Consider the following 24,499-nt stretch of genomic DNA (forward strand, 5'->3'; position numbering starts at 1 on the left):
ACTCACCTCTTTCTCATCCCGATCCAACTCGCCATCCGACCCGTAGTCCCTCCATCTTTGCGATAGGAGAAGAACCGATCGTGATTGCAGCTTGTACACCATGATGTACATTCGATATGTTCCGCCAATATTCCTGCTTTAATCATAATGTGTCTGTTTATTTCTTTCAAGTTCAGCATGTATTTCCCGTGTCCCTTGTCGATATAAAAAGCTGAATTTGTAACTTTATCGCCTGAGAATCCTTCGATTCCGAGTTCGCGGACACGCTCCATGACCCGATCATCCACCTCGTAACAGCATTCGCCGATCGACGGACCGATGGCTGCATGGAGGTTCCGAGGCAAGCTTCCGTATTCCGCAGACATCCTGACCACCATTTGTTCGGCTATGGCACCCACGGTTCCCTTCCAGCCAGCGTGGGCCAGACCGACGGCGCCCGTGACCGGGTCCCAGAAATACAGCGGCACGCAGTCGGCGTAGAAGGAAGTCAGCAACACGCCGGGAACATCGGTTACAAGCCCGTCCGTATCTTGATAGGCCGAGGCCCGGTCCAAGCTCCCTCTGCCCCTGTCCTTATCATGAACGACGCCAATCCGGATGCCGTGCACCTGCTCGCCGCACGTCCAGTCTTCGAGAGAAAAGCCAAGCGCCGCGGCGACCCGCTTCCGGTTCTCGACAATGTCGCCCGGCTCGTCTCCGACATGAAAGGCCAAATTCAAACTGTCATAGGGTATCCGGCTCACGCCGCCATGCCGGCCCGTGAACCCGGCCGTGAGTGCGGCCGCTGACTTCCCTTCCCATTTTTCGAGCACAAACAGACTCGGTGTCTGCCGATCTTGACTAACAAACGGTTCCATGAACATTCACCTCTATGACCAGTGTAACAGAAAACATACGCCGGAGACATATGAACCCGCCGTTTGGTTAGAAGGATCGACGGTCAGGACGATCCAGATACTCCACCGGTTCCTGATCATCCGGCGTTCTCCGCAGTTCCTCCATTTTGACAAGGACCACGTCCGAGCCGATCTTGACGATATTCCGCCACGGTATGATCAGATCGCTTCCGCCGCCGAACAGCCCCATGAATTTGCCGTAGCTCGGCACCACGATCGCTTCAATCCGGCCCTGCCGCAAATCCAGCTCCAAATCGCTGATTTGCCCGAGCCGCTTGCCGTCGATGATATTAATAACATCCTTTGTTTGAAAATCGGAAATTTTCATCTTTTTCCCCACCATTTGATTATCAGGTATCATGAGCATCACACCTTAGATGTATTTGAAGGTTATCCGTCCATCCTTGTTCAATCCGCATCCCTCTGTTCAATATATGATCCGCTTGGGTAAAATAGCTTATTTAAAACGAAAAAAACGACCCCATAAACGGGATCGTTGTCTGTTCGTTTGATTGCTGGGCTTCTTAAGTTTTGACGTGCTTTTGCATCTGCTTGATCGCCGACTTCTCCAAGCGCGACACTTGGGCTTGGGAGATACCGATTTCATCGGCAACTTCCATCTGGGTTTTGCCTTCGTAAAACCGCATGGATAGAATCATTTTTTCGCGCTGCCCGAGCTTGTGCATCGCTTCCCGGAGAGCGATTTCCTCAATCCAGGACACATCCTTGTTCTTGTCATCACTGATTTGATCCATCACATATATCGGATCGCCACCGTCATGATAAATCGGCTCAAACAGCGAAACGGGATCTTGAATGGCATCGAGTGCAAAAACAACGTCTTCCTTGGGCACATTCAGCGCTTCGGAAATTTCAAAAATCGTTGGTTCGCGCGAATTCGCATTGGTCAGCTGATCCCGGACCTGAAGTGCCTTGTAGGCAATATCGCGCAGTGATCGGGAGACGCGAATCGGGTTATTGTCCCTTAAGTATCGACGTATTTCTCCGATAATCATCGGTACGGCATAAGTGGAAAATTTAACATTTTGCGATAAATCAAAATTGTCGATGGCCTTCATCAATCCGATGCAGCCTACCTGAAACAGATCATCAACGAACTCTCCCCGATTGTTAAACCTTTGGATGACGCTGAGCACCAGTCTCAGGTTGCCGTTCACCAATTTTTCTCGGGCCGACCGTTCATTGTTCTGCTGCAGATTATGAAACAGCTCCCTCATTTCCACGTTCGTCAGAACAGGCAGTTTTGACGTATCCACACCACAAATTTCAACTTTGTTTCGCGTCATGATGACTAACCTCCCAAGGAGAAACATTACTGTACATTATCTCCGAGGGGGGTTATTTTATTCCTTGCGATTTCCAGTTACACCATCTTGTTGAATTCTTTGCGGAGCCGTTTAATGATTCTCTTCTCCAATCGGGAAATGTAGGATTGCGAGATTCCAAGCAGGTCTGCCACGTCTTTTTGCGTCTTTTCTTCCCCGTCCTGCAGGCCGAAACGAAGCTCCATAATCATGCGTTCCCGGTCGCTCAATTTATCGAGTGCTTTTTGCAGCAGCTTCCGGTCGACCTGCTCCTCGATGTTGCGGTAGATGGTGTCGTTCTCGGTGCCCAATACGTCGGACAGGAGCAATTCATTGCCGTCCCAATCGATATTCAGCGGCTCGTCGAACGAGACCTCGCTTCGCGTTTTGTTATTCCGGCGCAGGTACATCAAAATTTCGTTTTCAATGCAGCGCGAGGCATACGTGGCCAGCTTGATTTTTTTCTCGGGGTCAAACGTATTCACCGCCTTAATCAAACCGATGGCACCGATCGATACCAAATCTTCGATGTTAATGCCGGTGTTCTCGAATTTGCGGGCGATATAAACGACCAGACGCAGATTACGTTCGATCAGCATGGCCCGGGTGGCCGCATCGCCGGTAGGCAGCTTTTTGAGCAAGAACTCCTCTTCCTCTTTCGTTAGCGGAGGCGGAAGCGCCTCGCTTCCTCCGATATAGTAGATTTCCTGACTCTTCAAACCCAGCATAAAAAGTACGCGGTAATACTGCAGCTGCAACGCTAATCTCCATTTAACGGGCATCTCTTATCCTCCTAATGCGTTTTCCCGAAGGTTTAACTGACTTCATAAAGATCATCTTTAGGCTCCTAATCCGGAAAGGATGGATTTTCATGAAGATTTTCAAAGACTTATCCATCGCTCGAACGTTGGGTCACAGACTCGAACACTATGAAAATGGCTTCACCTGTCATTATCCTGCAGTCTTGGCTTCGCCTGATTTCAGACCGGTCGCCTCATGATTCTGAGAATCGCCCGTTATGGCAGGTTGTGCATTCTTCGGCGTCCCCTCACCTTCCGTCAACGCCGGATGGATGATGGCCCTGTATGCCCTGTCTCCCGAAAGCGTCCCGCCGTCAAGACCAATCAGCACCTTGGATGCCGCGTATTCAAATCCCCCCAGCTCGACTCGCACCATGTCAGGCTTCAGCGCAAGCATAAATGCAGCCCCCCGGTTGACGCCGCGATACGGAACAAGCCGCAGGCGGTCCTGCCATTCGAATTCCTCTGCCGCCAGCCCCATGATTAATTTGTCCGGTTCCCCCTCCATCAGCTGTTTGCTCCATCCCTGGGGCAGGTAGGCTTCCCATAGTTCTGCTTCCATCACCATAACCGGCGTGCGCGTCAAGGGATCGCTCAATTGGTTACCAGTATCAAGCAGACCCACGCAGCCTATTTTGGCGCTGCCGATCCATACGGACACTTCTCCCAACAAGGCTTCCCGGTTCTCGGTTTTTCGTTTCGTGGTCTGAACGGCTTTAAACGCGAATACAACTACAAAAAAGGTAATGCACGCAAACCAGAATCCCACCTTCAATTCAAAGGATAGCCCGCCCGATGTCGTATACCATATCCCGCTGAACAACTCTCCCGAATTTTGGACCAAGTAATGAAAACCGATAATGCCTCCGGCAGCTGCAAAATTCACCATGTAAAAAGCTCCCAAATTCCGAAGATAACTCTGCAAGCTCACAAAGCCGAAAGCCACCCACAGCATGATCAACGATAGTCCAAACTTGATGAGAAAGGTAAACAAAAACGACAATTGCGGGACAAACATCATGACGACATACAGAGCGCCGATCACAGAGGATAATGCAAGCCTCCACCATGTTGGCTTCACTCTCCGCATCCAGGCGGTCAAAGCCAGCAAAACGGCGTCAATGACGAGGTTTGCCAAAAATATGAGATCAATATAAACAACCAGGTTGTTCACCTGCCTAGTCGAAGAATCCTCTACCGTTATCCTTCTGTTGAATTCTGGGCTAAGGGAGATGTTACTAGTATAAGAAGAATAGAATTCAAAGTCTGTCTAAACCTGTGGGCGGATTTCGGACTTTTTTTGTCGATGAAGGGCAGTTTTTAGAGACCTGTACCAAGAGCAGCCTCTTAGCGTTATCGGCGATCTCTATCTTGGCGGGAAGGCTCGGGGAATATCCGTAATTTCCCCAGTAATTGCTGATTGGGCTTTCATTCGTGAAAGTGTGACAGCATCAGCTGTTGGCCTTGTAAATGAAATAAAAGGAAGATGACGAGGCTTGGATATAAAAATAAGCCTGTCTTCATCATGATGACGAAGCACAGGCTTACCGTTATTAATCATTATTACGGGTACGATTGCGAAGAAAAGTAGGAATATCAAGCTGATCATTGCTCTGATTGCCAAACGGCTTCAGATTCACATTACTCTTGTCCGTTTCCGGCTGCTGTTGTTGCTGTTGTTCCCCTTGCGGCATTGCAGGACGACGTCCCGGCGGGATTGGAGAAGGCTTGCTCTCAAAGCCGGTAGCGATAACCGTGACCTTGATTTCATCCTTCATGCTTTCCTCAATGATCGCACCGAAGATCATGTTTACTTCCGGATCGGAAGCAGATGTTACAATCTCGGCCGCTTCATTCACTTCATACAAGGAAAGATTGGTTCCTCCCGTAATATTCATGATCACACCGCGGGCACCTTCGATTGAGGTTTCAAGCAACGGGCTCATGATCGCCTTGCGGGCAGCCTCGGAGGCACGGTTTTCACCAGTAGCCAATCCAATACCCATCAGAGCCGAGCCGCGTTCTGTCATGATCGTTTTCACGTCGGCAAAGTCAAGGTTGATCAGACCCGGCACTTGGATCAGATCAGAAATGCCCTGAACGGCTTGACGCAATACGTTATCTGCTTCTCGGAACGCTTCCAGCATCGGTGTCTTCTTATCCACGATCTCCAGCAAGCGATCATTCGGAATGACGATCAGTGTGTCCACTTTCTCTTTCAATGCTTCGATGCCAAGCTCCGCTTGGGAAGCACGCTTGCGTCCTTCGAACGTAAACGGACGAGTGACAACCCCAACCGTTAATGCCCCGCACTCCTTAGCAATTTCAGCGATGACAGGCGCAGCTCCAGTACCTGTACCGCCACCCATACCGGCTGTAACGAATACCATATCGGCACCCTTCAGGGTGTTCATGATCAAATCACGGGATTCTTCCGCAGCCTTCTTGCCTACGTCAGGATTGGCGCCGGCACCAAGACCGCGAGTGAGCTTGTCCCCGATTTGCAGTTTATGTTCGGATTTTGCAAGGTGGAGTGCCTGAGCATCCGTATTGACCGTAATGAATTCAACGCCCTGCACACCATTTTCAATCATTCGGTTAACGGCGTTGCTTCCGCCGCCGCCTACTCCGATTACTTTTATTTGAGCTAAGCTCTCCATTTCAAAATCAAATTCCAACATCTAATCCATCTCCCCCTCAATGTGCGTGGATGGCACGTCCACAGTCGAATGAATCCGCTATATAAACTCGCTGAACATCTTTTTCAGGCGTTCAATAAATCCCGGCTTCTGGCTGGTCTCCTGAGTTGCTGCGACAGGATTTTGCTGCTTAGCGCGGTTCACCGGTTTCTTGCTATTTCCGCTGCTGTTGTTGCTTCCTCCTGTATTCCGTACGCGTACGTTCCGGATTGCATTATGGAGGATGCCGACTCCGCTGCAGTATCCCGGATCACGAACACCGATAAAATCGGGAACCGCAATCCGTACGGAAGTCGCCAGCTCATTTTGTGCCACCTGCAGCACACCAGGCATGGACATAGTGCCCCCAGTAAGTATATAACCACCAGGAAGCTCACTGTAACCCAAGCGCTTGATTTCTTGGCGCACTAATTGGAATATTTCCTGAACGCGAGGTTCTATGATAGCTGCCAGATCCTCTTGAGTGAACTCCTTGTCCACATTGCTTCCAATTCTCGTTACCTTGAACGTTACTTCGTGTGCGGCACTCTCGATCAGCGCGCACCCGTACTTCAGTTTAACCTTCTCTGCTTGATCCGTCAGCGTTCGCAGGCCGTATGCGATATCATTCGTCACGAAATCCCCGCCTACCGGAAGCGTGGAGGTTGCGGCAATGCTGCCTCCCTCGAACACAGCCAGCGTGGTTGAGCCCGCTCCGACGTCGACCAGCACGGACCCCATCGTTTTCTCGTCCTTGGACAAGGCCAGCTGTCCCGCACCAAGCGGAATCAACACCAGATCCTTCACTTTCAGACCTGATTTCTCCACGCAGCGTAACAGGTTATGTATTGCCGTTTTGGCGCCAGTTATAATCGTCGCTTCCACTTCCAGCCTTACGCCGATCATTCCTCGCGGATCAGAGATTCCTTCCAAACCGTCAACTACAAACTGTTTAGCAACCACATCGATAATTTCACGATCGGGAGGAAGCGCAACGACTTCCGCTGCCTTCAGCACGCGGTCAATGTCCTCTTCACCAATTTCGCGATCCTCGTTCGATACTGCCACAACGCCGTGGCTGGATTGAAGTCCGATATGATTTCCAGATATGCCGACATAAACTTCGGATATTTGAATACCGACCATACGCTCCGCATGATCAACAGCGCTGCGAATGGATTGTACGGTCTGGTCGATATCTACAATTGCACCTTTGCGAATTCCCTCCGAGTCGGCAGATCCAACTCCAATAATATTAAAGGTTCCATTATTAACTTCCCCAATAATAGCACGAACTTTGGATGTACCGATGTCCAAACTAACAATGATGTCATTGTTGCTCAAGCCCTGGCACCTCCTGTTTTTAGCAAATTAATTTTGATTATAAAGAATACATTTCTACTTATTCAACACTCGCGGGTCTTTCCCTCTTTTTTCAACATTTTTTTTACTGCCAACATTTGCTATAACAGGCCGTAAAAGTCATTCAAAAAAGAAGAGCCGAAACAAGTTGTCAATACTTTCAATTGTACCATTTATTCCTATGCCTGAGTAGGGGTTTATTGCCCTTCCTCGGCGTCTTCTCCAACTTCTTCTTCAAACGGCACGTAAGAATCGGCTTCCAGCATCGTAATCACGCCCGGCCGCTCTATTTCGGTAACCTGATTCAAGTACTCTACCTTGTCACGGAGCAAGGAAACCGAAGTAATGACCTCGAATTTGGAACGCGTATACATCTTGATCCGATCTGGAAAAGATAACGTTGGCGATGGCATAATCTCCGAAATGTCCGAAGTCAGGCTGCCCGGAATCTCGGCAAGTACTTTGCTGAGCTTGGCCTTGTTGGGGTCGTTTGCATCCCAATTGGTCAGAATCGGCTTCTCCACGGCAATGCCGCTTGCCGTGACGGGAACCGAGGTACCGCTCGACAGAATCGCTTGGAGCTCGCCGCTGTCGGACAGCTCATAGGCAACCGTAGGATGTTCCGTCACCACAATACTGACTTCGCCGGGAAAGCTCTTGACCACTTCGGCCGTCTTAATCGTGCCCAGCTTCATCAGGCGCTCCTGCACGAGTGCGGGGTCGACGCCAAAGTACTGGTCTCCGATGTGGAGTCCGCTTTGCTTGGTAAGCTGCTCATTTGTATTAAACGTATTACCTGTAAAATGAATCTCGGTAACTTGGCTGACCGACGACCGGAAAAACAGGATCGTCAGCAGAGCTGCAAACAGCAGCAAAAGAATCCATATGATTTTTTTGGCCGTTTTCGGTTTGGGCTTGTCCTGCTTCAGGACAGGCATATGTGTCTTGGACATATCCACTCTCTCCATAAAGACCTGTTATCCCCTCCTCCTGGAGGGGATGCTCAGGACCTCAATTGGCTAAATCAAGCGGCTTTGGCACCGGGGACTGACGATAGATCCGTGCGCCTAAACCTTGGAACATGTTTTCAATACGATCATAACCGCGATCAATATGGTGAACTTGTTCCACCACGGTCGTTCCCTGCGCGGCCAAACCGGCAATGACGAGCGCCGCTCCAGCCCGAAGATCGGTTGCTTCCACGGTGGCTCCGTAAATTCTCTGAACGCCGCGTATGAACGCATAGTTCAGATCCGTGGAAATGTCCGCCCCCATGCGGGAGAGTTCCTCCACATGCTTGAACCGTCCTTCGAATACCGTCTCTTTCATCACGCTAAACCCGTCCGCCAAGGACAGCAAGACCATGACCTGGGATTGCAAATCAGTCGGGAAAGAAGGATACGGCGAAGTCACGATTCGTTCCACAGCTTTAGGACGGCTCATGCAGCTTATATTTATTATATCATTGCATATACTGGTTTGAACACCGGCGCGCTTCAGCACATGTATAAGGGAAGTTAAATGGGACGGATTGGTCTTTGTAAGCGTTACGCTGCCGCGGGTGACCGCTGCTGCGATCATGACAGTTCCGGCTACGATCCGGTCCGGAATGATCTCATACTCGCAAGGCTCCAGGCGCTCCACGCCATGGATCGTTATGGTATCCGTTCCTGCCCCGATAATGTTCGCTCCCATTTTATTCAGGAAATGCTGAAGGTCCTGAATTTCAGGCTCTCTCGCGGCATTGGTGAGCACCGTCGTGCCGAGCGCCGTTGCAGCTGCCATCATGATATTCTCCGTCGCCCCCACGCTGGCAAAATCCAGATGAATATCGGTTCCGATCAAACGGCTGGCCCTGCAATGGATCTTATCGTTGCTCTCCTCGATTTCCGCACCAAGCGCCTGCAATCCTTTAAGATGGAGGTCGATCTTGCGTTCTCCGATCGCGCAGCCTCCGGGCTGGTAGATCGTCACTTCGCCAAAACGGGCCAGCAGAGGTCCCATCAAAAAGATGGAGGATCGCATCTGCTTCATTAAATCTTCCGGGACATGAAACGAATTGGCCGACGAGGTATCCACGGTCACCGTCTCCAGCTCATGCTTGCATTTGGAGCCGAGACGGCCGAGAATGCTGAGCATCACTTCAATATCCAGCAGATGCGGGACATTGCTTAATCTTACAGTCCCTTCTGCAAGAAGACTTGCTGCTAGAATAGGTAAAGCTGCATTTTTTGCTCCATGGATACGTATGGTTCCTGATAGGGGCCTTCCGCCCTCAATCACCAATTTGTCCAATGTATCACCTCCGAGTTTACCGCTCGCCCAGAACGTACACCTCAGGAACCATTTGAATTCCGTTCTTCTCCGATATGGTTTCCTTGATGCGTTCCATCAAAGCGAGCACGTCCTCTGCTGTCGCTTGACCGGTGTTCTCGATGAAATTGGCATGCTGTAAAGAAACTTCCGCGCCTCCGATCCGCAGGCCCTTGAGACCGGCAGCCTCGATCAACCTCGCCGCATGGTCGCCGGGCGGGTTTCGAAATACGCTGCCTGCCGTTGCGGATTGGAGTGGCTGCGTACGCCGGCGACGGTCCTTATAGGAGGCCATAACGGCTGTAATCTCCTTGCGGTCTCCTTGACGGAGCTCAAATACCGCTTCAGTCACAATCCCTTTTCGTTCATGCAGAATGGAGTGTCGGTAATCAAACACCATATCTTTCGCAGCATACGTAACCAATTCCCCTGTTTCCAGTACAATGTCAGCGGACTTGAATATGCGTGACACATCAGACCCATGGGCACCCGCATTCATGTAGACGGCCCCTCCGACCGATCCAGGAATGCCTCCGGCAAATTCGAGCCCGGATAATCCTTGTTTTCCGGCCAGAACACTAAGTTTGACAAAAGACAGACTGCCGCCTGCAGTTACCGTCTCTCCGTCAAAACGAAGCTCCTCAAAACCCTGGCCCAGCTTGATGACCGCTCCCCGAATTCCTTTATCGGCAACCAGCATGTTTGAACCGCGGCCCAGCTGTGTCCAAGGTATGTGATGGGCATGGAGAAGAGTGACCAGTTCCTTGAGCTGTTCCTTGTTCTCAGGAACAATCAGGCAATCGGCTGGTCCGCCTATTTTCCATGTCGTATATTTTGCCAGCGGTTCATTCCATAACACTGCTCCGACATTGGCCTCTGATAGTAGCGATTTCCACTGCTGCATTTTAAATAAACCTCCCTTGACTTTCAAAACCAAAAGGCCATTCCTTCAACTGGATGAAGAGATGGCCGCTGTCAGTAATGCCGGCCTCATGGGTGTGTCACGATTATAGAGTATCTTATGTCAGGCTCCATAGGTGTGTGACAATCGCCCAGCCGTTTTAGCGTTTGCCGGTTAACCGGCGGATTTCTTGGGTTATGACGGCCGCCGAGTCCGGTTTGCCGAGCTCTTTCGAAGCCGCAGACATCAACTCTCTTGCAGAGCGGTTGGTCATGATCTCCTCAAGCTTTCGGAACAGCGATTCAGCCGTCAAGTCCTTTTCCAAAATCATGCTGGATGCCCCCGCTTCCTCCAATTGCCTCGCATTCGCCTCCTGGTGGTTATTGGTGACGTTAGGTGATGGTATAAGGACGGATGGGATGCCAAGCGATGTAATTTCCGCCAGGAATGAGGCTCCCGCACGGTTTACGATCAGCGAAGTAGCCGCAAGCACTTCCGGCATATTATGAATATAGGGCAAAATATGAAGATGATTCGGCATGGTGCCGAGCTGGGACCGAATGGATTCCCGCGTATTCTCGAAATACGTTTCGCCCGTAACAAATACAAAATGGACGTTCGGCAGCTTGTGAATGAACGGCGCCATCCCGATCATCGCGTTATTGATCGCCTTGGCTCCCCGGCTTCCGCCGACGATCAGAACGACCTGGCTGTCCACCGGAATGCCGAGCGTAGCAAATCCACGTTCACGATTGGCGGATAAAACCGTTGTCGCACGTGGATTTCCTGTATATACCGTTCTTTTGGCTTTAGGAAAAGAAGACTCCGTTCCTTCAAAACTGACCGCAACCGTATCCGCATATCGGCTGAGGAATTGGTTGGTCAGGCCCGGAATCGCGTTCTGCTCATGAATCATGGTCGGTATTCCCAGCTTGGCGGCGGCGTAAACGACAGGGCCGCACACATATCCGCCCGTCCCGATCACGACATCGGGCTTAAACTCCTTCAGAAGGGCCTTCGATCGCTTCACGCCTTTGAAAAAACGCATGATCGTTTTCACGTTGTCCATCGACAGCTTGCGCCGGAACCCCGTGATATCGATGCTCTCGAACGGCAGCTTCTCTTGGGGCACCAGCTTGCTTTCGAGGCCTCGCTCGCCTCCGATATATAAAAACTCCGTCTTCGGATCTTCCTTCTCACATTGTCTTGCTATGGCAACGGCGGGGTAAATATGCCCCCCCGTTCCGCCGCCGGTCAAAACGACACGCATACCCTTCACCTCGCATAACGGGAAATATTTAATAGAATGCCGAGCGCCGTCAGCATCAGCGTCAGCGAGCTGCCTCCGTAACTGATGAGCGGCAGCGTAATCCCTGTCACCGGCATCAAACCGATAACGACGCCGATATTGATGACGACCTGGATGGCGACCATGCCTACGATCCCTACGGCCAGCAGACTGCCAAAGCCGTCGGTGACCGTCATGGCCACCCTCATGCCCCGCCACACCAAGGCGGCGAACAAGAGCAGTACAATCAAGCCGCCGATGAACCCCAGCTCTTCGGCCAGGATCGAAAAAATAAAATCAGTCTGCGGTTCGGGCACATAAGCGTACTTCTGACGGCTCATGCCTAGTCCGAGTCCGCCGAGTCCGCCCGGCCCTATCGCATAGAGGGATTGGATGATCTGGTAGCCTGCGCCGAGCGGATCGGACCATGGATCGAGAAAGCCGGTTATCCGCTTCAGCCGGTAGGGCGCTGTCAGAATCAAGCCTATGAATCCGGCTATCCCGCCTAAAGCGAGAAAGCCCAGATGCTTCATCCGTGCTCCTGCCGTAAATACGATCATCATCGCAGCACCCAGCATAACGGCCCCCGTACCCAAATCAGGCTGGAGCATGATCAGCCCGAATGCCAGTCCGATCAAACCTAGCGGCGGCATCAGCCCCCTGGTAAATGATGTAATATCATAGTCTTGCTTGCTAAGCCAGCGCGATAGAAACAGAATCATGCCCAGCTTCATGAACTCGGAGGGCTGAATGCCGAACGAGCTGATGCCGAGCCAGCTTCTGGCTCCGCCGCGAACAACGCCGATGCCTGGAATTAGTACGATAATCAGCAAAAAAAAGCAGACCAGCAGCGCAATCTTGCTGTATTTCTTCCAAACCCGAAAATCGATCCTCGATGTGAAGTACATGGCAGCAAGCCCCAGACAAGCAAAAAACAGCTGACGCTTCACAAAATAAAACTTATCGCCATAGTCATGAAAAGCGAGGACGGAGCCTGCACTGTATACCATGACGATTCCGATGGCCAGCAGGGCCAAAATACAGATAAGCAGCCACAGATCGGGCGCCTGGCGGTTCTTGTTCATGGAAAGGCCACCTCGTACATCCTTAGTAGGGGCTTTTCCACCCCCCTACTTAAAGGTTATGCACCGCCTCTTTAAAAATGCGTCCTCGCGTCTCATAGGAAGGAAACATGTCCCAGCTCGCGCACGCGGGGGACAGGAGAACGATGTCTCCGCTCTCCGCCAGCCCGGCAGCCTTCCGGACAGCCGAGGTCAATGTCGAAGCGGCGTCCTCCCCATTATCGACGAGGATGATGTCCTTTAATCCGGCCTTGGCGGCAGCGTTCGCGATTTTCTCCCTGGTTTCGCCAAGAAGCACGACCGCTTTCACCCGCCCTTGCATGGATGGAATCAGCTCCTCGTAATCCGATCCCCGGTCAAGCCCCCCCGCGATCAAAACGACAGGTTCCTTGAACGAGGTCAAAGCCATGTGCGTCGCCTTGGAGTTGGTTGCCTTGGAATTGTTGTAATAGGATACGCCTTGAAGCTCCGCCACAAATTCCAGGCGGTGCTCAACGCCGCGGAAGCTGGACAAAGCTTCCTCCAGCTTATCGGGGGCAACGCCCGCCGCTATGGCGATGGCACAGGCCGCCATTGCGTTCCCCACATTGAATCTTCCCGGCAGTCCGATGTTCTCCACACGGATGATCTCATGGGTAAACCCTTCGCCGTCTGTATAAATGATTCTGCGCCCCTGATCGTCGTCGTCCGAATCCTGGGCACCGGGAGCATATGGCGGCGTGATGTGAACCCCTTCACGAAGGCTCTCGCTCATCGAAAAAGGCACGATGTGCGCCTTGATATACGGGACAAGGTTTCTGCACACGGGATCATCCCAATTGAGCACAGCGGTATCCTCCGAAGTCTGGTTGGCAAACAGCTTGGCTTTGGATGCCACATAATCATCCATTCCGCCATGGTAATCCAGATGCGTTTCCGTCACGTTGAGGAGACAGGCAATGCGCGGCCGGAACGCCTCCGTTCCTTTTAGCTGAAAACTGCTCAGCTCCACGACCATCCAGTCATGTTCGGTGGCTGTCGCTGCAGCCTCGGATAGGGGCGTGCCGATATTGCCGGCAACGATCGGAGAAAGGCCGGCGTTTTCCAGCAGCTGGCCCACCCAAGTCGTCGTGGTTGTTTTGCCGTTCGAGCCCGTGATGCCGATTATGGGAGCTTCACAGAGGTGATAGGCGATTTCGACTTCGGTCACGATCGGAATTTCAAGCTCGATCGCCTTTTGGACAGGAGGAACCGAATACGGAATTCCCGGGTTTTTGACAAGGAGCGCCACGCCGGGATGAATGAGGTCATCGGGATGCCCGCCGCAAATAACAGAAATACCCAAAGCCTCGAGCTCCGAGGCTTCAGGACACTGTTCTCTTTCCTTTCGATCATTCACGATGACGGAGGCGCCGGCTTGATGCAGCACCTTGGCCACCTGCACTCCGCTTTTGGCAAGACCCAACACGACGATATGCTTATCCCGATAAACATCTAGCTGCTTCATATGTTACAACCCCTTGTTGATATAGAGTCCGAGTCCCGCAAGTACCAGTCCCACGGCCCAAAATGTAAAAACAACGCGCCACTCCGACCACCCGGACAATTCGTAATGGTGGTGGATCGGGCTCATTTTGAATATTCGTTTGCCCCGGGTTTTGAAGGAGATCACCTGAAGCACAACAGATAGCATCTCGATGACGAAGACCCCTCCAATGATCAGGAACAGCAGCTCGCTCTTGGTTACGATGGCAATGGCGCCGATGGCACCGCCGATGCCTAAAGAACCCGTATCACCCATGAACACCTTCGCGGGATGAGCGTTAAATACCAGAAAACCGAGCACCGCGCCGATCATGGCAGCCGCGCAGAACGCCGCCGCGAACGAGGTGGACTGGATCGCGACGATGGCATAGGCGCCAAAGGCAATCGCGCTGACGCCGGACAGCAGGCCGTCCAATCCGTCGGTGAAATTGACCGCGTTGCTGATTGCAAGCATCATGACCACGATGAACGGATAATAGAACCATGGGCCCCAATCAAAGGACCAATCCATGCCCGGTACGCTGATTGCCGTGCTGTGGCCGTTGGAAATCAACAGCCAGCACATAATACCGGAAAACAGAAGCTGTCCAAACAGCTTCTGCCGGGCCGTAAGTCCTAATGATCTGCGAAACACGATCTTGATGTAATCGTCAAGAAAGCCGATCAAACCGAAACCGAGCGTGGCTACGATCAGCACGTAGAAATCGGTATCGACAGGCGAAAATTTAATATAAGTCAGCGTAAAAGCTAAAAGAATGACGACGCCGCCCATCGTTGGCGTCCCGGCTTTTTTCAAGTGGCTCTGCGGACCGTCGTTCCTGACCTGCTGGCCGAACTTCATACGCCGCAGCAGCGGAATGAGCAGCGGAGCCGATATCACCGCAAGCACAAACGCTACACCGATTGTCAATAACAGCAATTGAAAGTCCATCAGCTCACCCCCTCACTCCGTTGTTGCTGCCCGGCAGTGCCTTCAAGGCATCAACCACGTGCTCCAGCCTCATGCCGCGCGAGGCTTTCACCAATACGATATCCTTCTCCGTAACCTGCTCCAGCAGGGCTTCGATCAGCTTTTCTTTATCCGTAAAAGAAAGCACGGCCCCTTCCGGGAAGCGGGCTTTCGCTTTATTCGCCGTATGAAGAGACAACGGACCGTAGGTGAATACCAGATCCGCATTGTCCGGAGATAAATACTCTCCGATTTCGGCATGGAATGACTCTTCCCGCTGACCAAGTTCCAGCATGTCCCCGAGCACGGCGATCCGGCGGCGGTAACCCTTCATATCGCCAAGCACGTCTACAGCCGCCTTCACCGCCGTCGGGCTGGAATTGTAGGCATCGTTCAGCACGGTTACCCCGAACGCGGTCTCTACGGCTTCGATCCGCATGCTCGACAGCTTCAGACGGGCGAACCCGCTGCGAATGGCTTCATCGCCGATGCCCAGATGGGTCGCCACGGCCATGGCTGCCAGGGCGTTTACCACATTGTGGCGGCCGAGGAGCGGCAGGCTGAAGCCTTCGCCTGCATGCCGGCTCGAAGTAAAAATGATTCCTCTGGCATGGAACATAAGTCCCGTCGGATAATCGTCATTGGTATCTTGATTTCCGAACGTAAACGTACGCAGCCCCTCCGGCTTCACCGTTGCCTCTTCAGCAAGCACCTGACGGATCAGCGGTTCGTCCCCATGATAGATCAGCAAACCGCCGGGCTTCATGCCGCTGATAATTTCAAGCTTGGCCCGTGCGATTTCTTCCCGGGAACCGAGCTGCAGCAAATGCGCTTCCCCGACATTGGTGATCACGGTTAAATCCGGACGGGCTATATTCGAGAGCAGCTCGATCTCATGTCGTCCGCTCATACCCATCTCAAGCACGATAATGTCGGTGCCTTCCTTCATTGCCAGTACGGTTAACGGAAGCCCGATATGATTATTATAATTGCCTTGCGTTTTGTGAACGTTATACGTGGTTTCAAGCAGTGCCGACACCATGTCCTTCACGGTGGTTTTGCCGTTGCTGCCGGTTATGCCCACCACCTTGGCTCTGCTCTCGGACAAATAGGCCGCCGCAAGCGACTGGAGCGCCTTTAATGTATCCTCCACGAAAATGAGCGGAAGGTCGGCGGGAACCGGCTGATGATCCCTCTGCCAGAATGCCGCGCCGGCTCCGCCGGCGAGCACGCTCTCCACGAATTCATGCCCGTCAAACTTCTCGCCGACAATCGGAACAAACAGGTTGCCCGGCTGTATGGTTCGGGAGTCGGTACCGACTCCTTGAATGATGATGTTGTCATCTTGGTTACGTGAGAGCGTTCCGCCGCACATGTCGGCGATGCTCTTTAATGATTTATGGATCACTATTGTCTGCCCCTTATCGCGTCTTTGGCTACGATGCGGTCGTCAAAATCAAGCACTTCGCCCGCAATCAGCTGATAGGTCTCATGACCTTTCCCCGCAATCAATACTACATCGCCCGGGCTTGCCATTTCAATAGCCTTTTCGATCGCTTTCCGGCGATCGACGATGAGCTTGTAGCTTTCGGTTGCCACACCGTCCTCAACCAATCCGGCCTCGATATCCTTCAATATCAACTCCGGATCCTCGGTACGGGGATTATCGGAAGTTACCAATACAACATCGCTGTATTTCGCAGCGATTTTACCCATGATCGGCCGTTTGGTCCGGTCCCGGTCGCCCCCGCAGCCGAAAACGGTGAGCACCCGGCCTTCCGCGAATTCATTGACGGTGCGGAGCACATTTTCAAGTCCGTCCGGCGTATGGGCATAATCCACGATCACGGCATACGGCTGGCCTTCATCCACGACCTCTACGCGGCCATCGACTCCGGGCACGGACTCCAGGCTGTTCTTGATATCTTCGAGCGGCACACCTTCCAGGAGCGCTGCCGCGATCGCAGCCATGGCGTTATATACGTTGAATTTCCCTACCATTCGAATCGAAATGTCCGCACTGCCGCGGAACGTATCCACATGGAACGAGGTGCCTTGCGCGGTGATCGATATATTGCTCGCCCGCACATCCGCATCTTCACCCAAACCGTAGGTAATCACTTCCGCCGCGGTCTGCTTGGCGAAATATGCCGAAGCATCGTCATCCGCATTCAGGACGGCATATTTGCGCGCGGATTCATCCTTGGCAAAAGCGTTGCCCAGCCGGGAGAAAAATAACCCTTTTGCGCCGCGGTATTCTTCCATCGTGTGATGATAGTCCAAATGGTCCTGGGTCAGATTCGTGAAGATGGCCGTCCGGAAATCCGTTCCCTTCACGCGCCCCTGTTCGAGCGCATGCGAGGATACCTCCATCACGCAGCACTCGGTGCCTGCATTGGCCATATCGTTCAAGTAACGCTGAAGCTCCAGCGCCTCGGGCGTCGTTCTCGGCATCGGGAAGGACTGGCCGCCGTATTTCATCTGAATCGTGCCGATCAATCCGGTTTTCAACCCGAAATCGTTCATGATCGTCTCGATCAAATACGTTGTCGTTGTCTTGCCGTTCGTACCGGTTACGCCGATCATCTTCATGCGGGAGCTCGGCTGATGATAAAAGGCATTCGCCAAACCCGCCATCGCGAAGCGGCTGTCTTTCACGATGACCTGCGGGAGGTCAACCTCCAGCTTGCGTTCAACGACCAGCGCCGCGGCGCCTTTGTCGGCGGCCTGGGCTGCAAACTGGTGTCCATCCACCGTATGGCCCGGCAGGCAAATGAACAAATCCCCCGGTTTTACTTGTCTGGAGTCTGTTTCTATCCCCGTAATTTCAACATCTCCGGATCCCTCGATAACAGCAGCGGCCAATACGGATGATAATTGCTTTAAGTTCATTGTTATCCCTCTCTCTATATATCTGCATCATCCGCCCTTCGCTTGCCGACCGGATGATGCCTTAGTGTTCGTGCTTGGATTCCCCCGGGTCTTCACCCATGTAAATCCGAATGGTGGACCCTCGCTCCACCCGGCTTCCCGGCTTCGGCGCCTGGGAAATCACCGTATTGCCGGTTCCGGACTTGGCCAGCATGAAGTTCATATTCAAGTCCTCATACAGATCCTGAACGGTTGCACCGACCAGGTTCGGTACGGTCACGGTCGGCGTCTCGCCGTACTTGTATTCGCGGGCAAGCTGGTCTTTGCGCGGCGGAACGTTCATATAGTGCAGCGCATCCTCCAGGATATTCTGCACGATCGGGGCTGCCACGACGCCGCCGAACTGTATGCCTTTCGGGTTATCCACCGCCGTGTACACCACGATTTCCGGATCATCGGCTGGCGCGAATCCGATGAAGGAGACGATATGCTCGGTTGACGAGTAGCGGCCGTTAATCACCTTCTGGGCGGTACCGGTCTTCCCTCCCACACGATAACCGTCGATGAAGGCCGGACGTCCGGTTCCTTTGGCGACGACGCTTTCGAGTGCCTCGCGCACTTGCTTGGAGGTTTCCTCCGAGATTACTTGTCTGACGAGCTCCGGTTTGATCTCCTCAACCGTCTCGCCCGTCTCCGGATTGACCCAAGCCTTGGCGACGTGCGGCTTGAACAGCTTACCGCCGTTAATGGCGGCGGACACGGCCGCAACCTGCTGGATCGGCGTAACCGATACGCCTTGGCCAAACGCCGTTGTGGCCAGCTCCACAGGGCCAACGTTATCGGGCTTGAACAGAATGCCGTTCTCTTCCCCGTTCAAATCGATGCCCGTCTTCGCTCCAAAGCCGAAATCCCGGATATACTGGAACAGGCTTTCCTTGCCCAGCTTCTGGCCCAATGCCACAAAGCCCGGGTTGCAGGAGTTCTGCACAACCTCCATGAAGGTTTGACTGCCATGGCCGCCTTTCTTCCAGCAGCGCAGCCTGGCTCCGCCGACCTCTACCGCCCCGCTGTCGAAGAAATGGTCGTTCTTCAGATCGACCTTGTCCTCTTCGAGGGCAGCGGCAAGCGTAATAATCTTGAACGTCGAGCCCGGCTCATAGGTCATCCAGATCGGCAAGTTGCGATTGTATGTCTCCGCTGAAAATTCCTGATAGTTGGCAGGGGAGTACCCCGGCCTGCTGGCCATCGCCAAAATCTCGCCCGTCTTCGGATTCATGGCAATCGACCATGCTCCATTCGCCTGGTACTTCACCATGGCCTGGTCAAGCTCCCTCTCCATGATGGACTGGATCGATTTATCGATCGTCAGCTCCAGATTCAGACCGTCGCGGGGCTCTACGTATTTCTCCGAGGAGCCCGGCATGATTCTTCCGCCGGCATCGGACAAATAGGATATTCCGCCTTCGAAGCCCTTCAGCTTGTCGTCATGCATGGCTTCCAGGCCGGTGAGTCCCTGGCTGTAGGCTCCCGTAAACCCCAAAATATGGGCCGCGAGATCGCCGTAGGGATAATACCGTTTGTTATCCTCAGCAACAACGATACCCGGCAGCTTCAAATCACGAATTTCCTGAGCCAGCTCCATCGTAATTTTTCGTCCACCGGGATTTATCCGTTCCAACCTCGAACGTTTCGTAATGATCTTCTTGATATCGGCCTTGTCCATGCTGATCAGCCCGGCCAACGTCTCGGCTGTATGGTCCGGATCTTTGATTTGTACAGGAATCGCCCAAATGGTCGGTGTCGTTATATTCGTAACCAATGCGGTTCCGTTACGGTCCAGAATTTCGCCACGTTGTGCCGCGAACGGAATGTCGCGGCGCCAGAGGTCCTCCGCCTTCGCCGACAGCTCCGCGCCTTTCCCGATCTGCACATAGGCCAGTCTGACGATCAGCGCAGAGAACAGCAGGAGCAGCAGCAGCAGGCTCCAGAGCAGCCTTCTCCGCTGCGATACCTTGGATACTTTCACCTAAGCTTCCCTCCCTGTTTGAACCCGAAAGCTCATGATATGCGTTCTTCACATGAGTATTCGGGACAAACCCGGGTTAGAACAAGCTATTCCCCTTCTGTATCGCCTTGTCCAGGGTCGTTTGCATCTGCTTCGTTATCGGGGGTTCCTTCCGTCTCTTTGTCGCCGGTTTCTTCCCCGTTCGCATTTTCGTTGCCATCGGAGGAGGTTTCATCGGTACTGCTGCTCCCCGTTATCAGCTCTTGAGCCGATTTCAGCGTTAATTGCACGATCCGCTGGCCATTCTCTTTGGCTTCCAATTGCGATGAAACGAAACCCTCGCCCTGAACGTTCACCTTTACTTTCATCAAGGTGAGCACCTCCATGGCGTCCCTAAGCGATTCTCCTTCTAAATTCGGGATTTTCATCGATGGGCTGTCCTCTGTAAGAAGATAGATGCGCTGTCCAACGCTGATGGTCGCATTTGCGGGCGGATACTGCTCCTTCACGGTGCTTCCATTGCCCAATGTCTCAAACGCAACTCCGTCCTTCAACAGCTTCGCCTTTACTTCGCTGAGCTTCATTCCCGTAAAGTCCGGTGCTTTAAGGGAATCCTTCGGCGCCGTTCCCGTATTCGATTTTTCTTTGTCCTGAGTTTCAGTCGATTTGGGAACGCCCCAATAATTCAATGTCTTGGAGACGATTTCTTTGAAAATCGGTGCCGCCAGCGTTCCGCCGCCCTTCTCCACGTTAGGTTCGTCGATAATAACCAGCACGGCAATCTTCGGGTTTTCGACGGGTGCGTACCCGATGAACGAAACCACCTGTTTCGAACGGTCTTTATATCCGCCGCCGGATTTAATGGCGGTACCGGTTTTGCCCGCAACGCGGTATCCGTCGATATACGCAAGCTTGCCTGTGCCGTTTAATTGGTCGGCTACGACCTGCTCAAGGTAAGTCCCTGTTTCTCTTGCGGCTTCGGGAGATATGACCTGGCGCACGACTTTCGGCTCGATTTTCTGAACCTCGCCCGTGTTGGGGTCCTCGATCTCCTTCACCATATGCGGCTCCATGAGCTTGCCGCCGTTGGCAACGGCGGAAATGGCCGCAATCTGTTGTATAGGCGTTACGGATACGGCGTAACCGTAGGTCATGGTTGAAATATCGGAATCATAGGTCATGTTCAAGGTACCGAGAATTTCCCCCGGCAGGTCAATATTCGTTTTCTCGGTAAAACCGAATTCCCGAATATAATTGGTAAACCGCTCCTTGCCGAGCATCTCGTATCCGAGTTTAACAAAAGCAACGTTACTCGACTTTTTCACGCCGTCCAGGTAGGTGATCGGGCCCCACCCTACGCTGTTAATGTCCCGGTGGGTTCTTCCCCCCGCTCTGATGGATCCGGATTGATAGATATCACCAGGGTTAAACAGCTTTTCCTGCACTGCGCTGGCCAGGGTTACAATTTTGAAGGTCGATCCCGGCTCATAGATGGACCGCACGGCATGGTTGATAAAATTCTTTTGATTCCACTTCGAATATGTATTGGGATCAAAAGTCGGCATGTTGGCCATCCCCAGTATTTCCATCGTGTTCGGATCCGCCGCGATCACCGTCATGCTGATTGGTTTATATTGGTTATACGTGTCGCGCATCGCTTCCTCGATATAATACTGGATTGTATCGTCGGTCGTCAGTACTAAATTTTTCCCATTTATTGCAGGCTGGTATAAATCATCCTCGCTGGGCAGCTTGACTCCCTTCTTGTCGCTCTTGTAAGAAGCGAATCCGTCGGTCCCCTTCAACATCTCGTCATAAAACTGCTCAATGCCTCCGATCCCCTGTCCTTGACGATCGGTATAACCCAGCATATGCGCGGCCAATGTCTCTTTGGGATAGAAGCGTTTCTGCTCGCGTTGAAAGCCGATGCCCGAATCGGGGACTTTGCCTGCGGCCTTCAATTTATCATTCAAGCTTTGGCTGAACGCTTTAACCTCTTCCATCTTCTCTTGGCTGATCTTCCATCCTTCGTTGCGGACTTCCACGCCCTTGAGGTATTCCCCGTCCTTGCCTTTGGCTTGTACCATTTCGCGAAGCTTATCCTCATCCTTGCCGAGGGTTTCGTGCAGCCCTTTAACGACCTCATCCTCCAGGCCGTTAGCCTGGATGACCGCAGGGTTTACTATGACCGTGAAGGCGGGGGCGTCCATGGCCAGGATGTCGCCGTCCCGGTCCATGATCGTACCGCGGGATGCCGGCAAGTCCTGGGTTCTGGACCATTTCGCTAAGGCTTGTTCCTTCCAGAAGTCGTTATCGATCACCTGCAGCCAAAATACCCGACCAATCAATAAAGCAAAAAAGAGGGTTATACATCCCCCTATTAGCACGGTACGCAGTTTGATTTTTTTAATCATCGGTCAAAACCTCACACTTCAATCATTTTGTCCCGAGTCTGAATCCTGTGTCCCGGTTGCTCCCGAGACAGGTGATAGATGGATCATGTTATCGTCCTCAATCGGCACATAACCGAGCTCTTTCGCCTTGTCCAATACCTGCATCTCCAGCGTCTGCTTCTCTACCTGAAGTTGACTGATGTTTCGTTTAGCTTTAAGTATCTCATTCTCCGTCGCCTGGATCTGCCGGTTCAAGTCATAGGAATGAACATGACTCATGCCGATGACGCCCATGACGGCAACCACGAACACCACGGACAACAAATACAGCAGCTTTTCTTTTTGCGGAAGCTGGGAACGACGTTTAACGACTTTGGTCTTCTCGAGATAAGCGGACTGCTGCGTTTCCTTCTGTCTCTCCTGTACGGCTAAATTGCCGCGCGTGTAAGCCATGGCTGATTCTCCTTCTTCAGGGATTTGATGTTTCTACAGTTTCTCCGCAATCCGCAGCTTCGCCGAACGCGCCCTTGGATTACTCTCAATTTCTTCCGCCGACGGGATAAGCGGTTTACGGTTTACCAGCTTCAGATCGCCTTGGCCGCCTCCGCATACGCACATCGGAAAGTCTGGAGGGCACGTGCACTTGGGAATGTAACTGTTAAAAATCTGCTTGCATATCCGGTCTTCGAGCGAGTGGAAGGTAATAACAGAGACCCTTCCTCCCGGTGCTAGACATCTTACGGCTTGATGAAGCGCATCCTCGAAAGCGCCCAGCTCATCGTTTACCGCGATGCGAAATGCTTGAAAGCTTCGCTTCGCCGGGTGGCCGCCCGTTCTTCGAGCCGCGGCCGGTATCCCTTCCTTAATCATTTCGACAAGCTCTCCGGTTGTCTGAATAGGACTCTGTGCCCTTCTTTCAACGATGACCTTGGCAATCCGCCTTGAAAACTTCTCTTCGCCGTATTGGTACAATATCCGCGCGATTTCCTGTTCCGGCCATTCGTTTACAATCTTGGCTGCTGTAAGCTCGGCGGATTGATCCATCCGCATATCCAGCGGGGCATCATGATTGTAGCTAAACCCTCTCTCCCCTTCATCAAATTGCGGAGAAGATACGCCCAAATCGAACAGTATACCGTCAACTTGCGGCTGCCCGTTCTCGCCAGCCCCCACTTCGCGTCGGAGCACCTCCTCCAAATCGCGAAAATTGGTCTTAACGAGGGTGATCCGGTCCGCATAAGGCTTCATGGCCTCCCGGGCGTTATTCAATGCCCAGTCGTCTTGATCCAAAGCGATCAACCGGCCTTCCGAACTTAGTTGGGAAGCAATGAGCGAGCTGTGCCCCGCCCCCCCGAGCGTACAGTCAACATATATACCGTCTGGTTTGATGCGCAGCCCTTCTGTCGCTTCTTGCTTAAGCACTGTGATGTGATGGAACAAAGCTGCAGCCCTCCATTGTGTCTCTTACATGATTTTTAGTGTAACTTGTCCATTTCGATTACGGGATTTTCATAGCTGGTCATAAGTCAAAATCAAAGTCTACCAGCTTCTCAGCAATGTCGTTGAACGCTTCCTCCGACTGCTGATAGTAATTCTGCCATTGCTCCTTGCTCCAGATCTCCACGCGGCTCGATACGCCGATGACGACGCATTCCTTCTCGAGCTTGGCGAACTCGCGCAAATTGCCCGGCAAATTTACCCTTCCCTGTTTATCCCATTCACATTCCGTCGCTCCGGAGAAAAAAAACCGGGTGAATGCGCGTGCATCCGACTTCATGAGCGGTAGGGATTTGAGCTTCTGCTCCATGATGGCCCATTCTTCTTTGGGGTATACAAAGAGGCAATTGTCCAATCCGCGGGTTACGATAAACGAGGTGCCCAGGAGGTCGCGAAATTTAGCGGGGATGATGATTCTCCCCTTATCGTCGATGCTATGCTGAAACTCCCCCATAAACATCAGGCATTCCACTCCTTAACCCCGATTCCCCACTTTGCACCACTTTCCACCACTTTAGGATAATAGATTCGGCGTCAAGAATCAAATCCCTTCTGAGCTGCATTTGTTTTTTTGGAACTTTCTCTCAGAACAACCGCGCAAAAAACCTCCTTTCA

21 protein-coding genes are annotated in these 24,499 nt (G+C 52.5%); all 21 read right to left on the reverse strand.

The window, feature by feature from the left end:
• Nucleotides 1-2 precede the first annotated feature (2 nt).
• Complete coding sequence (gene pgeF / locus JNUCC32_RS16235) at nt 3-857, reverse strand: peptidoglycan editing factor PgeF (protein WP_192569210.1); 855 nt, start codon at nt 855-857, stop codon at nt 3-5.
• A gap of 67 nt (nt 858-924) precedes the next feature.
• Nucleotides 925-1,257, reverse strand: a complete 333-nt coding sequence (locus tag JNUCC32_RS16240; protein ID WP_009589579.1) for a YlmC/YmxH family sporulation protein — start codon at nt 1,255-1,257, stop codon at nt 925-927.
• 163 nt (nt 1,258-1,420) lie between these two features.
• The gene (sigG, locus tag JNUCC32_RS16245) at nt 1,421-2,203 is read right to left on the reverse strand and encodes an RNA polymerase sporulation sigma factor SigG (protein WP_006209087.1); all 783 of its coding nucleotides are present in this window, start codon (nt 2,201-2,203) and stop codon (nt 1,421-1,423) included.
• 77 nt (nt 2,204-2,280) lie between these two features.
• Nucleotides 2,281-3,003 (reverse strand): RNA polymerase sporulation sigma factor SigE, encoded by a 723-nt coding sequence (gene sigE / locus JNUCC32_RS16250; RefSeq protein WP_009589674.1) that lies wholly within the window; start codon nt 3,001-3,003, stop codon nt 2,281-2,283.
• A 169-nt stretch (nt 3,004-3,172) separates the two neighbouring features.
• Nucleotides 3,173-4,186 (reverse strand): sigma-E processing peptidase SpoIIGA, encoded by a 1,014-nt coding sequence (gene spoIIGA / locus JNUCC32_RS16255; protein WP_228469002.1) that lies wholly within the window; start codon nt 4,184-4,186, stop codon nt 3,173-3,175.
• 388 nt (nt 4,187-4,574) lie between these two features.
• Nucleotides 4,575-5,702 carry a cell division protein FtsZ gene (gene ftsZ, locus JNUCC32_RS16260; RefSeq protein ID WP_009589569.1) on the reverse strand — a complete coding sequence of 376 codons (1,128 nt, stop codon included), beginning with the start codon at nt 5,700-5,702 and terminating at the stop codon, nt 4,575-4,577.
• A 57-nt stretch (nt 5,703-5,759) separates the two neighbouring features.
• A complete protein-coding gene (ftsA, locus tag JNUCC32_RS16265; protein ID WP_009589690.1) occupies nt 5,760-7,043 on the reverse strand; it encodes a cell division protein FtsA in 1,284 nt (427 codons plus the stop codon).
• A gap of 215 nt (nt 7,044-7,258) precedes the next feature.
• Nucleotides 7,259-8,014: a cell division protein FtsQ/DivIB gene (locus tag JNUCC32_RS16270; protein ID WP_192569211.1), complete on the reverse strand. Its 756-nt coding sequence runs from the start codon at nt 8,012-8,014 to the stop codon at nt 7,259-7,261.
• Nucleotides 8,015-8,072: 58 nt separating this feature from the next.
• On the reverse strand, nt 8,073-9,356 hold the full coding sequence (gene murA / locus JNUCC32_RS16275) for a UDP-N-acetylglucosamine 1-carboxyvinyltransferase (protein WP_009589613.1): 1,284 nt from the start codon (nt 9,354-9,356) through the stop codon (nt 8,073-8,075).
• A gap of 16 nt (nt 9,357-9,372) precedes the next feature.
• Nucleotides 9,373-10,278 (reverse strand): UDP-N-acetylmuramate dehydrogenase, encoded by a 906-nt coding sequence (gene murB, locus JNUCC32_RS16280; protein ID WP_192569212.1) that lies wholly within the window; start codon nt 10,276-10,278, stop codon nt 9,373-9,375.
• Between the two features lie 157 nt (nt 10,279-10,435).
• On the reverse strand, nt 10,436-11,545 hold the full coding sequence (murG, locus tag JNUCC32_RS16285; RefSeq protein WP_192569213.1) for an undecaprenyldiphospho-muramoylpentapeptide beta-N-acetylglucosaminyltransferase: 1,110 nt from the start codon (nt 11,543-11,545) through the stop codon (nt 10,436-10,438).
• A 5-nt stretch (nt 11,546-11,550) separates the two neighbouring features.
• Nucleotides 11,551-12,648: a stage V sporulation protein E gene (gene spoVE / locus JNUCC32_RS16290; RefSeq protein ID WP_009589659.1), complete on the reverse strand. Its 1,098-nt coding sequence runs from the start codon at nt 12,646-12,648 to the stop codon at nt 11,551-11,553.
• A gap of 49 nt (nt 12,649-12,697) precedes the next feature.
• Entirely contained in the window at nt 12,698-14,131 is a 1,434-nt protein-coding gene (gene murD / locus JNUCC32_RS16295; protein WP_096773072.1) for a UDP-N-acetylmuramoyl-L-alanine--D-glutamate ligase, read from the reverse strand.
• Nucleotides 14,132-14,134: 3 nt separating this feature from the next.
• Nucleotides 14,135-15,100 carry a phospho-N-acetylmuramoyl-pentapeptide-transferase gene (gene mraY, locus JNUCC32_RS16300; protein WP_009590845.1) on the reverse strand — a complete coding sequence of 322 codons (966 nt, stop codon included), beginning with the start codon at nt 15,098-15,100 and terminating at the stop codon, nt 14,135-14,137.
• 4 nt (nt 15,101-15,104) lie between these two features.
• A complete protein-coding gene (locus tag JNUCC32_RS16305; RefSeq protein WP_096773071.1) occupies nt 15,105-16,526 on the reverse strand; it encodes a UDP-N-acetylmuramoyl-tripeptide--D-alanyl-D-alanine ligase in 1,422 nt (473 codons plus the stop codon).
• Nucleotides 16,526-18,010: a UDP-N-acetylmuramoyl-L-alanyl-D-glutamate--2,6-diaminopimelate ligase gene (locus tag JNUCC32_RS16310; RefSeq protein ID WP_096773070.1), complete on the reverse strand. Its 1,485-nt coding sequence runs from the start codon at nt 18,008-18,010 to the stop codon at nt 16,526-16,528. The genes JNUCC32_RS16305 and JNUCC32_RS16310 overlap by 1 nt, the downstream gene beginning before the upstream one ends.
• Before the next feature lie 61 nt (nt 18,011-18,071).
• Nucleotides 18,072-20,015 (reverse strand): stage V sporulation protein D, encoded by a 1,944-nt coding sequence (locus JNUCC32_RS16315; protein ID WP_192569214.1) that lies wholly within the window; start codon nt 20,013-20,015, stop codon nt 18,072-18,074.
• Between the two features lie 86 nt (nt 20,016-20,101).
• Nucleotides 20,102-22,408 carry a penicillin-binding transpeptidase domain-containing protein gene (locus JNUCC32_RS16320; RefSeq protein WP_192569215.1) on the reverse strand — a complete coding sequence of 769 codons (2,307 nt, stop codon included), beginning with the start codon at nt 22,406-22,408 and terminating at the stop codon, nt 20,102-20,104.
• Nucleotides 22,409-22,426: 18 nt separating this feature from the next.
• On the reverse strand, nt 22,427-22,840 hold the full coding sequence (locus tag JNUCC32_RS16325) for a cell division protein FtsL (protein ID WP_192569216.1): 414 nt from the start codon (nt 22,838-22,840) through the stop codon (nt 22,427-22,429).
• 33 nt (nt 22,841-22,873) lie between these two features.
• On the reverse strand, nt 22,874-23,827 hold the full coding sequence (gene rsmH / locus JNUCC32_RS16330; RefSeq protein WP_036666015.1) for a 16S rRNA (cytosine(1402)-N(4))-methyltransferase RsmH: 954 nt from the start codon (nt 23,825-23,827) through the stop codon (nt 22,874-22,876).
• Nucleotides 23,828-23,906: 79 nt separating this feature from the next.
• Entirely contained in the window at nt 23,907-24,344 is a 438-nt protein-coding gene (gene mraZ / locus JNUCC32_RS16335; RefSeq protein ID WP_192569217.1) for a division/cell wall cluster transcriptional repressor MraZ, read from the reverse strand.
• Nucleotides 24,345-24,499: the final 155 nt, after the last annotated feature.

The sequence above is a fragment of the Paenibacillus sp. JNUCC32 genome (assembly GCF_014863545.1).
GTDB classification, from domain to species: Bacteria; Bacillota; Bacilli; order Paenibacillales; family Paenibacillaceae; genus Paenibacillus_AQ; species Paenibacillus_AQ lautus_A.